This window comes from Bacteroidales bacterium (genome assembly GCA_035647615.1).
Lineage (GTDB): Bacteria > Bacteroidota > Bacteroidia > Bacteroidales > 4484-276 > SABY01.
This window is the reverse complement of record DASRND010000013.1, coordinates 1-15,079: the sequence shown is the minus strand read 5'-3', so window position 1 is coordinate 15,079 and position 15,079 is coordinate 1. Positions and strand designations below refer to the sequence as shown.

Genomic DNA, 15,079 nt, shown 5'->3' with positions numbered 1-15,079 from the left:
CTGCCTGGAGTTATTCACGGCGTGACTTTCTACAGCATAAAGTAAAAAAAAACAGCATGGCCATAATATTAGGTCATGCTGTTTTCTTTGAGACACCCGTTCTTGCAGGTGTAGAACAATTTTACATGTGTGCTTCGAGCTTCTTAATCAAAACTTGTTTGGCTACGGCACCCACTTGTTTATCGACGATTTGCCCTCCTTTGAAAAACAAAATGGTGGGGATATTGCGGATACCAAATTTTGCTGCGGTACCCGGGTTATTGTCGACATCTACTTTTCCAACTTTTACTTTACCTTCGTATTCTTTGCCGATTTCTTCCACTACGGGGCCTACCATACGGCAGGGGCCACACCATTCGGCCCAAAAATCAACAATAACAGGTTGGTTGGATTGTAATACTTGTTCGTTAAAATTAGCGTCTGTGAATTCTAAAGCCATCGTAATTATGTTTTTGAGGTCCATTTAAACTGTTGCCAAAAGTAGCATTGTTTTGCAGTGGTTCTTTTTTCCATTCCCTTACAATATCTGTATTAATATTCTTTTAATGCTGATAATGTAGCCGTTACGTCGATGGGCCTCGGAAATTAGTACGCCATACACCTGCTTACAAAACTTTATGCGAAGCTTTCTATCGATTTGCGGATGATAGCGAGTGCTTCGTGCAGTTGCTCTTCGGTGATGATGAGCGGCGGAGCAAAACGGATGATGTGCTGATGTGTTGGCTTGGCGAGCAGGCCATTTTCTGCCATCTTCACACATACGTCCCAGGCTTCCTTGCCATTCTTAGGTTCTATGATGATAGCGTTGAGCAGGCCTTTGCCGCGCACTACACTTATCATGTCCGATTTCATATTTTTCAGCTCCTGGCGGAAAATCTTGCCAAGCTTCTCAGCGCGTTCGCAGAGTTTTTCGTTTTTAATCACTTCCAGGGCTGCCATTGCTACCTTAGCAGCTATGGGGTTTCCGCCGAAAGTAGAGCCATGCTGTCCGGGTTTTATCACCATCATAATTTCGTCGTCGCAAAGTACTGCCGAAACGGGGAATGTACCACCCGAAAGGGCTTTGCCCAGGATAAGAATGTCGGGGCGAACACCTTCGTGATCGCAAGCCAGCATGCGTCCTGTGCGGGCGAGGCCGGTTTGTACCTCGTCAGCAATAAAAAGCACGTTGCGCTCTTTGCACATGTCGTAAGCTTTTTTCAGATAGCCATCTTCCGGAACATACACTCCTGCTTCGCCCTGAATAGGCTCAACCAGAAAACCAGCTACGTTGTCATCTTCCAGTGCTTTGCGCAAAGCTTCCAGATCGTTGTAGGGGATTACTTCAAAGCCGGGAGTGTAGGGGCCAAAGCCGCCTCTGGCATCCGGATCGGTCGACATGGAGATGATGGTCACGGTACGGCCGTGGAAGTTTCCTTCGCAAACGATGATCTTGGCTTTGTTGGCTTCTACGCCTTTCTTTTCATAAGCCCATTTGCGGCACAGTTTGATGGCTGTTTCGTCGGCTTCAGCGCCGGTGTTCATCGGCAACACTTTGTCGTACCCAAAATATTCGGTCACATATTTTTCGTAAGGACCCAATGCATCGTTGTAAAATGCACGTGAAGTGAGCGTAAGGGTTTTTGCCTGATCGGTGAGTGCCTTGATGATGTGCGGATGGCAGTGACCCTGGTTGACGGCAGAATAAGCCGACAGAAAATCGAAATAGCGCTTCCCATCAACGTCCCATACATAGGCGCCTTCGCCACGATTTAATACTACTGGTAGCGGATGATAATTGTGTGCACCATACTTATCTTCCAAATCCATCGCCATCTGAGCAGTGATTTTTTCTGACATAAATTTTACTTTTTTATTAATAAATAGATTGATTTCTGATTGTTTTAAATAATCAAAACTTTGCAGGCAAAGGTACACATCATTGTTTTTAAAAGTTGGCATTGTCTCCGGCGAAGGCCGTAAGTTGGTATTTGTAAGGAGGTAATGACATTTCGAACATGATTCTACATGCTGAATCAGGGCAAATAAAAATCCTCAATGATAAAGCTCCGGAGGTCGGGAAAGGAATAGGTGTTTAACCGTTAGGTGGGCAATTCCGAAAAACAAAAACAATTGCCATTGTTATCCAAACAGCAATAAACATTATGGCTAATTTTGCCACCTTTAAATGATCAAAAATAAAACTTGCACGAGGATGAACTTTAAAAAACTGACAACTCTCTGCTGTTACACCGGTTTGCTATTCGTCATTTTGCTTGCGCTGATGGCCTGCGATACTGATCATCTCTACGATCAATCGGCGGCCATCCATGCAGATGGCTGGCACAAAGATTCGGCAGCTGTTTTTGAAGTAGATGTTACCGACACCAACACTTTTTACAATTTCTACATCAACGTGCGAAACAACGACGACTACGCCTATCGCAACCTTTACCTTTTTCTTACCACACGCCTGCCCAACAACAACCGCACGCGCGACACCCTGGAGCTGATTCTGGCCGACCCGCAGGGCAACTGGCTGGGCAAAGGTTTTGGAGCGTTGCACGACAATCAGATTCTGGTGCGGCGCAATCTTAGCTTTCCGCTGGCGGGCAGGTACACCTTCTCGCTACAGCAGGCTATGCGGCAGGATGTGCTCGAAGGTGTCGCCGATGTAGGAATACGTATCGAATAATCCCACTGACATCATATTAAAACGATGATTTTATCGTTTGACAATTTCTACCATGGCGCTCGAAATCTGCAAAAAATAAATGAATAACAACAAACACAACGACCCATCGATGACAGCCGGCTCCGGTGACAGCAATTCCCACTACAACTCGTCCACCCGCGCGGGGGACGATCCGCAGGAACATCAAAAAATCAGGAAATATGTAAAAATATTGTGGGGGATTCTGGCAGCGATTATTCTATTTGTCATCCTGATGTTTGCCGGTTTCTCGTGGGGCTGGTTTGGTTTTATGCCTTCTTTCGATGAACTGGAAAACCCACAGACTTTCCTTGCCTCCGAAATTTATTCCGTCGACTCGGTGCTGTTGGGGACTTATTACATCGAAAATCGGTCGCGTGTGAATTATCGCGACATCTCACCTGAGCTCATCGACGCGCTTATCGTTACCGAGGATGTGCGTTTCCTCAAACATTCCGGCATCGACGTAAAGGCGCTGGGGCGTGTATTTTTTGGAGCCATCACAGCGCAGGACAAAGGAGGCGGCAGCACAATCACCCAGCAGCTCGCCAAAAATCTCTTTCCGCGCGACGACAATCAAAACATCATTCAGCTTGCTTTTCGCAAATTCAAAGAATGGGTCATTGCTGTAAAGCTCGAACGATACTACAGCAAGGACGAGATCATCACCATGTATCTCGACAAATTTGATTTTCTGAATCTGGCTGTGGGCATCAAATCGGCTTCACGTATTTATTTCAGCACCACTCCTGCCAACCTCGATTTGCTACAGAGCGCCACGTTGGTAGGGATGGTCAAAAACCCATCACTTTACAACCCGGTGCGCCGTCCCGACCTAACGCTGAAGCGCCGCAACACTGTGCTGAGGCAAATGGTAAAATACGGCTACCTGGAGCAGGCACAGGCCGACACCTTGTTCGACAAACCTTTGGAGTTGCAGCTCCAGCGCGCAGATCATAATATTGGTACTGCTACCTATTTCAAAGAATACCTGCGTGGCGAGCTTTCGCGCTGGTGTGCCACACATTTCAAAGCTGATGGAGCACCTTATGACCTGTATCGCGACGGGCTTCGTATCTATACCACCATCGACTCGCGCATGCAAAAATATGCCGAAGAAGCCGTAACAGAACACATTGGCGGCGAGGTGCAGCCTAAGTTTTTCAGCCATTGGAAAGGCCGCAATAATGCACCCTTTGTTTTTGATAACAACATAGCCGACGAGATCGATAAAATAATGCAGCAAAGCATGCGGCGCAGCGAGCGTTACCGCGGACTAAAACGCTCGGGTGCCAGCGATGATTCTATCCGGGAATCTTTTTCCACGCCCATTCCCATGACTGTCTTCTCGTGGAAGGGCGATATCGATACAGTGCTTTCGCCCATGGACAGCATCCGTTATTTTAAGTTTTTTCTCAACTCCGGCCTCATGTCCGTCGACCCGCCTACCGGACAGGTGCGCGCCTATGTGGGCGGCATCGATTATCGTTATTTTAAATATGACCATGTGGTGCAAAGTAAGCGGCAGGTGGGTTCTACCTTCAAGCCTTTCCTTTACACACTGGCCATGCAGGAGGGCGCTACCAGTGGCGAGTTTTCGCCTTGCACCGAAGTGCCCAACATTCAGGTGAGCATCGAGCTGCCCGACGGCACCTATTGGTCGCCGCGCAACTCTTCCAGCGAAAGCGAAGGCGAGATGGTGACCCTGAAATATGCGTTGGCGCATTCCATCAACTGGGTGTCGGCTTATCTGATGAAGCGCTTCTCGCCACAGGCGGTAATTCAGATGACGCGCAAAATGGGCATCACTTCCGACATCCCGGCCGTACCGGCCATCGCTTTGGGAACTCCTGACATCTCCCTCTTCGAAATGGTGGGCGCCATGAATACTTTCGTAAACGACGGCATCCATATTACACCATATTTTATGACACACATCGAAGATAAATATGGCAACATCGTCGAGATGTTTCATCCCGAAAGCAACGAAGCGATGGACGAGCAAACGGCTTACCTGATGCTCAACCTGATGCAGGGCGTGGTAGAAACCGGCACCGGACGCCGTTTGCGCTATCACTATGGTCTCAACAACGAGATAGCCGGCAAAACAGGAACTACCCAAAATCAATCTGACGGCTGGTTTATGGGACTTACTCCGCAGCTCAGCACTGGCGTTTGGGTGGGTGCCGAAGAACGCAGCGTGCATTTTCGCACCATCGATATGGGGCAGGGGGCGCGACTGGCGTTGCCGGTATGGGGTATTTACATGAAAAAAGTTTACGCCGATACTTCTTTACATATTCTGCCCACACCATTCAAGGTGCCATCGATACCCATAACCGTTTCGCTCGACTGCCAGAATCAGGAAAAAGAAACCTCGCCGAAGGATATCTTTATCAACTCCGACGAGTTTTAAAAAAAAGTATTATGGATACCGCTCAAAAAAATATCGCTTTTCTCAAATCTGCACTTACCACCGAGAACGACCTCATGCCTTCGGGAAAGTTTATCCATTGGATGAAAGAGAAAAATGAAGCTGTGCATGTAAAAATCCATAAGATTCCCTTTACGGAGATGCGCAACTGGCATTTTGATGAATCCACTGGAAATCTGGTGCACGACACTGGCCGGTTTTTCTCGATAGAAGGCATACGCGTGCGCACCAACTGGGGCAAGGTTCCCGAGTGGGAGCAGCCCATCATCAATCAGCCGGAGGTTGGTTTTTTGGGAATCATCACCCGAAAGGTCAACGGCATTTTGTATTTTCTGATGCAGGCCAAGATAGAGCCGGGCAACCTCAACATTGTGCAGCTTTCGCCTACGCTGCAGGCTACCCGGAGCAACTACAGCCAGGTGCACGGCGGTAGACGCCCGTTGTATCTCGAATATTTTAATGGCGAAAAACCCGTCACGGTTTTGCTCGACCAGTTGCAGTCGGAGCAGGGAGCGCGTTTTCTGAAAAAGCGCAACCGCAACGTTATCGTAGAAATTCCGGAAACGGAAAGCCTGGAGATGCACGACAACTTTTGCTGGCTCACTCTGGGTCAGATCAAGAGCCTGCTGCAGCACGACAACCTGATCAACATGGATACGCGCACCGTAATTTCGGGAATCCCTTTCGGGGAATATCCGCCCGATGTGCTCGACTTTTACGAAACGCTCAACTTTAGCGCCGGCAGCAAGCCGCGGCAAACCGGGCTGTTGCTTTCGATGCTCGAACGCGACCGGCATCTGCACAACATCGAACAGGTGATATCGTGGATTACCCGCAAAAAAGCGCTCTACGATCTGGAGGTGGAACGCATCCCGCTTAAGGAGGTCAAAAAATGGATTATCGATAAAGAAGATATCTACCATCAGGACAGGAAATATTTTTCGGTGATAGGTGTGAATGTCGAAATCGGGAACCGCGAGGTGCAGTCGTGGGATCAGCCGCTGATACAGGCTTCGCAGGAAGGTATCATTGCTTTTATTATTAAAAAAATAAATGGCGTGTATCATTTTTTGGTGCAGGCCAAGCTCGAAGCCGGCAACTTCGACATTGTAGAGTTGGCGCCCACGGTGCAATGTCTCACCGGCAATTACCGCAAAGGTTATAACGAATACGACGTTCAGTTTCTCGAAGAAGTGCTCACCGCTAAGCCAGATCAAATTTGGTACAACACCCACCAAAGCGAAGAAGGAGGGCGTTTCTATCAGGAACAAAACCGCAACATGATCATCGAGGCTGCCGATGATTTCCCCATGGAAGTGCCCGACGATTACATGTGGATTACATTAAATCAAATGAAGACGTTTATCCGTTTCAACAATTACCTCAATATTGCAGCCCGCAGCCTGATAGCGGCTATTCGGTTTATTTAATAGCTTGCAATTAAGCTCCAAAAATCAAAGGACAAATCATAAATAAGCTCCAAAAACCAAATCACAAATACCCCAGAACGTAGCTTTTTGATTTTTGATAATTGAAGTTCATTTGGAGCTTGTCTTATTGTTTTTTGGAATTTCCCACCGGGTTTCTATTTTCGGTTTTAAAATTTAAACCTCCCACTCCTATTTGTTGTTAAAGAGAAAAATGTAAAGCGGATGTCAGAGAAAACTCAAAAATTAGCTACACCTATCAGAATCACTGAAGCGCCCCGTGATGCCATGCAGGGCATCAAACGATTTATTCCTACCCGCCAAAAGGCGCAGCTGATCAACGACATCCTGCAGGTGGGTTTCGATATTGTCGATTTTGGGAGTTTTGTGTCGCCGAAAGCAATTCCGCAGTTGCGTGACACCGCCGAAGTAATTGGCATGCTGGACATGAGCCACACAGAATCGAAGCTGATGGCCATTATTGGCAATCTGAAAGGCGCCCGCATGGCGGCATCATTCGACGAGGTGACCTATCTGGGATTCCCGTTTTCGTTTTCTGAGACCTTTCTCAAATTAAATATCAATTCAACCTTACTACAGGCGCAGGCCACTGTGGAGGCGCTGCAGAATTTATGTCAGCAGAAAAATAAAAAGCTACTTGTTTATCTTTCAATGGCTTTTGGAAATCCTTACGGCGACAAATGGAGCATCGACATGATTATAGAATGGATGGATTGGCTTTGCCGTCGCGACATCGACGTGGTGGCGCTGTCGGATATTATTGGCGTGGCCGATGGTAAAATGGTTGGCGAGGTTTTCAGTCGTATCAAAAGCGAATTGCTTTGTGCCGATGTGGGGCTGCATCTGCATACCCACGAGCACAACTGGTTCGAAAAGGTGGACGCTGCTTACCGGTCAGGATGCCGTCGTTTTGATGGTGTGATGAGCGGACTGGGCGGCTGCCCGATGTCTGGCTACGAGCTGGTGGGAAATCTCAACACGCGCCACCTCCTCGAGTATTGCGACCAGAACCAGATTCCGGTAACAATAGACAGAGCGGCTTTCGACAAGGCTTTTTCCACTGCAGTGAAAACCTACGCCATTGCACCTGCATTTGAATAAGGGAGGATTATGGTGGGGCAAGATGAAAGATAAAAGACGAAAATGAAAAGACAAATAAATCCCGGGTGACAAATCCCAAATCCATCTTTAGTAGTCATTAACTATTTGCGATTTGTCGTTAGCCATTTGTTATTTCCGGTTTCCTACCGAAAGGTTTTTATCTATTTTTGCTTTTCAGAATTTTATAAAAGCTATTATGAAAAATCTTAAACCCGCCATAATCGTTGCAGGCATGCTCGTGTTGATCACCTTTTTGGCTACAGCCAACATCAATGCCCAGGCGCGCATGCCGCGATTTACCCCCGAGGAACGCAACTGGTCGGAATACGACCTGACGGGCTGGCGCTTTGCCATCAACATGGGCTTGTATTTTTCTAATAATTATTCGGCACAATACTTTAGCGGTGAGCGTTTCAACGAAAACAACATCGAGTATGTGCTGAGCAACAAATATTGGTACGAGGAGATTTTTCAGGAACTCAACAGCAATAATATTTACAGAACCACCGATGATAATATCCCGCCGGAATGGTCTTCGTCACTGGAAGAGTGGAAGCGGGAGTATGGCATTTCCGATGGGGAAAAAGCCTGGTGGATTTATTATCCGCTCAACATGAAATACAACGCCACCATCATGCCGGGCTTTTACGTGAAGTATAATTTTAATAACACCACGGGAATTTTCCTGCAGTCGAACTATGTAAAACTGGTCGCCAGCGGAGTTTTTCAGATGGTGATCGATTCGGTAACTTATTTCAGCGAGCCGGCTCTGCGCACCGGTTACATCCGCGGCAAGCAGGAGCAGGTAACCATCGATGTGGGCATCAGCAAGTTTTACCGGGTAGGCGGATACACCAGTATTTTCATCGAAACGGGTTTGCAGATGAACAGCACACGCGTGCTCGAAAGCCGGATTGAGATTGGCAAACAGCAATACTCGCTCATCAACCGCTACGGTAGTAGCGGCTTCATCCCAGGCCCGGGCGGCAACGCCTACGAGTACGACATTTACCAGGGCGGCATCGGCTTTGGCATTTTCCTCAATGGCGGCGTGAAGTTTATCCTCAACGAGTCGGTGTCGATTGACCCAGGTGTGCAGGTGGCCTGGAAAAATGTGAACCTGGAAGGCTACAGCGATTTTGCCCCCGATGCTTACGTTTACCTGCGACTGATTTTTGACTTGTTTTAAAAACAATTTTTTAAAAATGTATCAAGATTTCGATCCCATAAAGATCCTTCAAAAATATGCTCCGCCCGACACGTTGGTTTATAATATTCTGATTGCACACTCCACGGCTGTGCGTGATCTGGCGCTGAAGATCGCAGCTAAAAATAAACACCTCGCGCCCGACACCGAACTTCTGGCGCTGGCGGCAATGCTGCACGACATTGGCATCATCCAAACATCGGCGCCCGACATCGGCTGCTTTGGCGATCATCCCTACATCTGCCACGGCTATCTGGGGCGGGAAATTCTGGAACGAGAAGGATTGCCCGAAGAAGTTGCGCTTTTTGCCGAACGCCACACCGGCACGGGCATCCCGCGCGAAGAGATCATACGTCTCAATCTGCCGCTGCCCCACCGCGACATGATGCCCGTTACGGTGGAAGAAAAAATACTGTGCTATGCCGATAAGTTTTTCTCGAAGTCGGGCAGCAACCTGACAAAGCCCAAGAAGCTCAACAAGATTTATGAAAACCTTTCCAAATACGGCGAAGACAACCTGCGACGCTTCGATGCCATGATCGGGATGTTTGGGATGTATTATGTGCATGGGGAAGTGAGCGGTGAGCGGTGAGAGATGAGCGGGTGAACGGTGAGCGGTGAGAAATTTACATTTCCTTCTCCCAATACTCCCAAATCATTACCATCGCCAGGGTGTCGAGTTCGCAATATTTTAGCAAAGCCTTTTGGACTTCGTACTTTTTTAGAGGGACTGATTCTGATAAAATTAGTAGAAGGTGATAAAGAAGCTATTTGATTTTATCCGGGTTTTTAGCATTATTGAAAAGATAAACGATATAAACCGAATCGTTTTTAAACTCGTAAAAGATGGTGGTTTGACTGCTTAAAACGGCTTTTCTTAAACGAGGCTGAATGCCTGAAACAGGAAATAGTTTAGGGTTTTGAGAGATTAAATTCAGTTGCCGGGAAAGTTTTGTTTTAAAATTATTTACCTCCCTCTGTGTCCATCGGTTCACAAGATAATCAAGGGTTTCTTCCAAATTTCTTACTGCCTCCTCCGACCAGATAACAGGAAAGCTATAGTTCATAACGTTGTTTTACTGTTTCATGCGCAATCGTTCTGCCTTCATCTATATCTTTTAATCCACGCTCAATCCCGGATATTTGTTCGCTGCTCAGGCTGCTCCACCAATCATTTTCCTCTTTCATCGAATCTTTGATAATTTTTAAATAATGGATGGTTTCGTTGCTTTGGAGTTTTGTCAGCCACTCAATCAATTCCAACTTAATTGCTTCTTGTGTCATCTCGAATAAATTTAAATACAAAACTACTGAAAATATGTAATTCCGTCCGGTTGGTTAGAGAAATGCGTTTGTGTAACTGGATTGTTAAGAAACATCATGGTGACTGGAGGAGGCTGTGCCTCGTCCTCATTCTTACTCAAACTTATTATTTAGAGGGGTTCTCCTGCCACTTACAAAAACCAAAAATCTCAATTATCTGATTACTTTCATCAACTTTAAAAACCACGATATATCCTTTAAAAATCATATCTCTTACATCAGCTCGATTAAAAAAGATGGATCGGCGGTATGCATAAGGACTTTTTGGGATTTCTTTAATGCAATTAAGAATATCGGTTTTGAAGTTTCTAGCAGCAGTGGGTTTATCTTTAGCAATAAATTCAACCTGCGCACTCAACCGATCTCTGAAAATGGGTGTGATTTTAATCTTCATACTTTCGAATGGATTTTTCAAGATGCTTTTCCAATTCATCAATATTGATGTAATCAGGCTGCCCGCTTTCCATTGCCAACAATTCGTTTTCCAGATATTCTTGAACTGAGAGGAATTGGTTGTTCTCGCTTAGTATCTCAATTTCATCGCTACTGAACCGACGCAAAAACCACATGAGATTACCGACGATTTTATCACTTACTTTTAAACGAATTGTTTGCATAGCTAAATATTTTTGACAAAAATAAAGAAAATGTACGCCACCTTTATTAAAGTGGCTTGAATTTAATGCTTTCGGAGTTTGGACGAGGCACAACCTCGTCCGCATTTTTTTAACAAGCTTAGCCTGTTCTGATAACTAGAAAAGCAGGCTTAGCCTGCAAAAATAGAAACAGATTAATTCCGAGCTAAAGCAGTGATCTCCTTCTTCCAATACTCCCAAATCATTACCATCGCCAGGGTGTCGAGCTCGCAATATTTTAGCAAAGCCTTTTGGACTTCCTGGCTTTCGAGGTCGCTCATTTCGGTAAACTGCATGCGGGAATAAGCGGTCATGGCAGCGCCACCATCAGCCAGGTGATCGCCATTTATTAAACGCTCAATATCTTCCATATCCACCGCTTCGTAAATGGGTGGTAATTGTTTGTACGGGCTGATTGCCTTGCCGTCATCATCCATTTTTATCCAAATCTGATCAGTGAAATTCAGGCTCTTCATCCCGCCAACGGCACCATAAATGGGCTGTGAATATTTATTTTTTAGATAGTTGCTCGAATTCAACACAGCGGGCAGAACCGCCTTAAGTGAGATGGAGCCACCCATCCGCGGGTCGTAATAATATCGCTTCACCATCTGAAACAAATCCACCATATCCCGCGCTCCCGTCCAGCTTTCTGCCGAAGATTTGGTGCTATGCGTGATGGTTTTGATCCACTCCATAAGCTCAACCTTATCTTTTACTTCATCGATATCCGCGTCGGACAGTTGCCGGTGAATCATGTTGAGGTAGGTGTTTTCGTGGTTGTGGTATCTGAAGATGGTGCCTTCGTCCTGCTCAAGTTCGGCCTTCAGATGCCGCACAAATTCAAAATTCGGGAACGTACCTTTTTTGGTGTTCAGGTACTCGCCGGCATGATCTATCCTTCCATCCGCATAGGCTATATGATGCGAATACTGAAAGGCGACACCCTCGTAAGGCCGCATGCCTTTGTGGAAGGGAATGGCCACAGCGGTGGTTTCGAAGTCGATAAAATGAAGCGGATATTTCCAGGTTTTCATTTCAGCTTTTAATCCCGCGGCATCTATTTCAGGCGCCTGATCGTTGTTCACAGCCTTTTGTATCTGCTGCCACTGGCGCTCTTTGGGCGACATTCCATTGCCGGAATAAGGACGGTCACTGAGATCGTCTTCGGTAACGTCTTTCATGAAAATTTTACCTCCAGCAATCATTTTGTCTTTCCGCCGGAAGTTCCAAATATCGAGCATGGCGGGTTTATCGAAATCGCTGTCGGCAAGTCGAAAACTTTCTTTCCAGCACTCTTTAAATCCATTCTTTGATCCAGATTTTTCCTCCTCAGCGCTGCATCTGAATTCGCAGCCCTTACATTTCCCGGCTATGATTGGTTTTATCTTTTCATCCCGTGCATAGTGATCAGCCAGGTAAAACACCCATTCTTCAAAAGAGCGCACGCGGGTTGGCGAGAAATCGTTTTGGTTATAAATGCTGGCAAGAATTTCATCCACGTCCACATTGATCAATATTTCCGCACCCAAATCGGCTTTTGTAAGCCCGGCTTTGCACACGCAGCCTGTCCGTCCATTATTTTTTACCAACAGGAAATTTTGATTTAATCCTTCCACCGTAGCCTCGCTTTTCTTATTGGCCAGGCACAAGTACGAACGTATTTTAAAATGTGGAAAAGCCTTCGTCATCACGAGCTTCTGAAACGCAACATCATATACGTAGGGTTTCCATCCTGAGGCCAAGGCTCCGTTTTTACCTAATAGGTCAAACGAATCATTGCCTTCAAACGACTTGGCTTTTACTTCGATCAGGTCGATGGTATTTCCATCTTTCACCAGCACATCCACGCGTATGAGCAGGTTTTGAAACTTTATGGTGGCTTCGTAAATGATCACTTTCTCCTGGTTGAGCAGCCGGAGGGTTTCGTTTACCATATCATCGTACGAGCCATAAGGGATTTCGATGCCTCCGGGATGATACATCTTTGCCAGTTCGCCAACCTGGAATCCGCCCTCGGCCAATGCTTCAAGAAAAGCGTCGTCGATGCGCTCGTCGGGATATTCCTTTTTGTTGGTATAAAAAAGTTTGGTTTCACAATCCAGCGCCAGCTTAAAACGGGACTTGGTGAGATAGCGGGGGTTTTTCATAGCGTTTTTTTTATCTTAAAATACCACAGGTTTTCATTTATCAATTACAATCTCCCGGTTTAGCAGGCGCTCCGGTGTGCCGGATATCAAACCCGCTCATTTATCAGCTGCACGACTTCAAAGATGCTCTCCCGCATTACACGGAAATTTTCTTCAAAATCGGGATGGGTAATTTCTTCGGCGAGGTCTTCGAGCAAGCCCAGCCGAATGGTAAGCAAAGCGACCAAGGCGGCCACCTCTTCCTGTTGCGTGGTTGAGGCTGCTAAAAGATCGGGAATCAGGGCTGAGGTTTTGTCCAGCATCTGTTTGAATTCTTTTGTTTTGAGCATTTTTTTGGAGTTTTATTTGATGATTTACAATTATTGCCAACAGGTTCTACACTGATTTTATCACTTCCTTTTTATCGAAATGCTTGCATGGCGCATGTTTTCCACAAAGCTACTGAAATTATGGGTTTGCTCGTTTTCATTTCTCAGCTTCCCAGCCGGTTATTGTCAAAAGAGCGTCACCGTTTTCGATGTAATAATCGATGGGCATCATCTCACTTATCCTGCTTTTCATCTCTATCAGGGATTCCAGATATTTCATTCTTGATAGCACTGATGCCAGATGAATTTGTTGAATCAGACCCATTCTTCTCGGAATCTCGCTTTTTTCGGTTTTGACTTCGTTTAACTTGCTGATTAATTCGTCTAAATCGAAGTCGTTAAAATCACTCCGAAAGCTTTCAAATTTCTTTTTTAGGTCACTTAGTTTTGCCTGGTGAGATTCGAGGCCCTGATTGAAATACCACGTATGGCTTTCGGGATTTTGTAGTTTCTGCTTCAATTTACCATAGTCGATGATGATGGTAATGATGTCAGAGGTAGGACTAACAATGATATTGATCAGGTCTTTTGCGTGAACTGCCATTTTGTTAAAGTTTTTTTAAATGAAAATGTTGTTTTGATTGTTTCTATTTCGGGTGCTTCTTATTGGCTCTTACCAAAAGGGTAGCTTCCTGAGACCCCCTCTAACTCCTCCGTCAGCCGACGGAGAGAATGCCAACGCACTGGCCGCTGATGCGGCTTGTGCGGCGGGCCTCCATTTCCGCCAACTGGCGGAGAAGGGTTGGGGATGGGGTCATGGTGATGTGGAGTTAGATTTTACCATCTAAATAGTTACTTTGATTGTGCCTATACCGGACGCTGCTTTTTATATCCTTCATCTCTTTTTGCAATCTCTTCTCTCCATCTATCAGCTCTTTTATGAGCTTTGTCAGATTCTTTTCGGGCTGCTTCATTGTCAAAGGAGAAATCATCCTCAACATCCTGAAAATTGAAATTAAAGAATGTATAGCCGCTATCGCTTTTTGCGAAACTGGTGCCCGATCCTTTTACATAAACGGTATCCTTTTTCACCATCTCTTCAATTGCTTCCTGGCTCATGCCGTCAACATCCTCGTTCAGAAAAATGACGCTGTTGGCGCGGTAGATGTCCTGCTGCCAGATTTGATACAGCGCTTCGATGCCATTGATGGAATGCAGGATCGAAAACAGGATTGCCGTATCCGGCCCAACAGGTACTGCTTTGAGTTTTTCCTCCTTTTCAAGCTTTGTTTCCAGATAATCTACCACCGTTTTCCAGTCGGGGAACTTAGCGGTGGCGAAGCAAATATGCTCGCCCTGAAATTTGTCTACTCCCCGTCTGGTGTTATCATCAATGATGAAATGGCCTTTGAGCAGGTTTTTGTGGTGCGACAGGATCAACCGCTTGTAAGCAACTTTCCCGAGATGTTTTTGTACCCACAGCAGTTTGTCGCTCCATGCCGATGGGTTTTCCCAGGGCGCAGTGCTCAGGATGTAGGTGTCGAATTTTTCACATAACCGCTCATAAGCTTCGATGGCACCTGGCATGGGTTTCATCAGATCAAAAATCCCTGGTACTTCATCAAGTCTGTTTTCGAATTCTTTTTGTGTTTCAAGTGATAACTGATCAATTCCGCTCTGGAAGTCAACCAGCACGCCATCCATGTCGATGTAAAGGGTTTTTTTGTCCATTGTTTTATCTTTTTATTATTTTGTTTTTAATATTTGAACAGTGTAAAGTT

16 protein-coding genes are annotated in these 15,079 nt (G+C 45.9%); 6 read left to right on the top strand and 10 right to left on the bottom strand.

Translation table 11 applies throughout. The features are described from left to right. Positions 1–121 precede the first annotated feature (121 nt). Both trxA and rocD read right to left on the bottom strand, forming a co-directional pair. Entirely contained in the window at positions 122–439 is a 318-nt protein-coding gene (gene trxA, locus VFC92_05375) for a thioredoxin (GenBank protein HZK07611.1), read from the bottom strand. 176 nt (positions 440–615) lie between these two features. Further along, a complete protein-coding gene (rocD, locus tag VFC92_05370) occupies positions 616–1,839 on the bottom strand; it encodes an ornithine--oxo-acid transaminase (protein HZK07610.1) in 1,224 nt (407 codons plus the stop codon). A 355-nt stretch (positions 1,840–2,194) separates the two neighbouring features. Between rocD and VFC92_05365 the strand changes: the two genes are divergently transcribed. From VFC92_05365 to VFC92_05340, 6 genes are all read left to right on the top strand, one after another. Continuing rightward, complete coding sequence (locus VFC92_05365) at positions 2,195–2,674, top strand: gliding motility lipoprotein GldH (protein HZK07609.1); 480 nt, start codon at positions 2,195–2,197, stop codon at positions 2,672–2,674. 79 nt (positions 2,675–2,753) lie between these two features. Then, entirely contained in the window at positions 2,754–5,108 is a 2,355-nt protein-coding gene (locus VFC92_05360) for a transglycosylase domain-containing protein (GenBank protein ID HZK07608.1), read from the top strand. Positions 5,109–5,119: 11 nt separating this feature from the next. Beyond that, positions 5,120–6,556, top strand: a complete 1,437-nt coding sequence (locus tag VFC92_05355) for an NDP-hexose 2,3-dehydratase family protein (protein HZK07607.1) — start codon at positions 5,120–5,122, stop codon at positions 6,554–6,556. A 222-nt stretch (positions 6,557–6,778) separates the two neighbouring features. Further along, positions 6,779–7,675, top strand: coding sequence for a hypothetical protein (locus VFC92_05350; GenBank protein HZK07606.1), 897 nt, complete (start codon positions 6,779–6,781; stop codon positions 7,673–7,675). Between the two features lie 196 nt (positions 7,676–7,871). Beyond that, positions 7,872–8,864: a hypothetical protein gene (locus VFC92_05345; protein ID HZK07605.1), complete on the top strand. Its 993-nt coding sequence runs from the start codon at positions 7,872–7,874 to the stop codon at positions 8,862–8,864. A gap of 16 nt (positions 8,865–8,880) precedes the next feature. Further along, complete coding sequence (locus tag VFC92_05340; protein ID HZK07604.1) at positions 8,881–9,474, top strand: HD domain-containing protein; 594 nt, start codon at positions 8,881–8,883, stop codon at positions 9,472–9,474. Between the two features lie 175 nt (positions 9,475–9,649). Here VFC92_05340 and VFC92_05335 read toward each other — a convergent pair whose 3' ends face one another. The 8 genes from VFC92_05335 to VFC92_05300 all read right to left on the bottom strand — a co-directional run bounded on the left by VFC92_05335 (position 9,650) and on the right by VFC92_05300 (position 15,029). Beyond that, the gene (locus tag VFC92_05335; protein HZK07603.1) at positions 9,650–9,949 is read right to left on the bottom strand and encodes a type II toxin-antitoxin system RelE/ParE family toxin; all 300 of its coding nucleotides are present in this window, start codon (positions 9,947–9,949) and stop codon (positions 9,650–9,652) included. Next, positions 9,939–10,166: a hypothetical protein gene (locus VFC92_05330; GenBank protein ID HZK07602.1), complete on the bottom strand. Its 228-nt coding sequence runs from the start codon at positions 10,164–10,166 to the stop codon at positions 9,939–9,941. The genes VFC92_05335 and VFC92_05330 overlap by 11 nt, the downstream gene beginning before the upstream one ends. Before the next feature lie 145 nt (positions 10,167–10,311). Next, positions 10,312–10,599, bottom strand: a complete 288-nt coding sequence (locus VFC92_05325) for a type II toxin-antitoxin system RelE/ParE family toxin (protein HZK07601.1) — start codon at positions 10,597–10,599, stop codon at positions 10,312–10,314. Next, a complete protein-coding gene (locus VFC92_05320) occupies positions 10,589–10,822 on the bottom strand; it encodes a hypothetical protein (protein ID HZK07600.1) in 234 nt (77 codons plus the stop codon). Before VFC92_05320 ends, VFC92_05325 begins: the two co-directional genes overlap by 11 nt. Before the next feature lie 173 nt (positions 10,823–10,995). Continuing rightward, positions 10,996–12,990: a DUF2779 domain-containing protein gene (locus VFC92_05315; protein HZK07599.1), complete on the bottom strand. Its 1,995-nt coding sequence runs from the start codon at positions 12,988–12,990 to the stop codon at positions 10,996–10,998. 86 nt (positions 12,991–13,076) lie between these two features. After that, positions 13,077–13,319 (bottom strand): hypothetical protein, encoded by a 243-nt coding sequence (locus tag VFC92_05310; GenBank protein HZK07598.1) that lies wholly within the window; start codon positions 13,317–13,319, stop codon positions 13,077–13,079. A gap of 136 nt (positions 13,320–13,455) precedes the next feature. Then, positions 13,456–13,902 (bottom strand): hypothetical protein, encoded by a 447-nt coding sequence (locus VFC92_05305; protein ID HZK07597.1) that lies wholly within the window; start codon positions 13,900–13,902, stop codon positions 13,456–13,458. Positions 13,903–14,165: 263 nt separating this feature from the next. Continuing rightward, positions 14,166–15,029: a hypothetical protein gene (locus VFC92_05300; protein HZK07596.1), complete on the bottom strand. Its 864-nt coding sequence runs from the start codon at positions 15,027–15,029 to the stop codon at positions 14,166–14,168. Between the last annotated feature and the right edge of the window lie 50 nt (positions 15,030–15,079).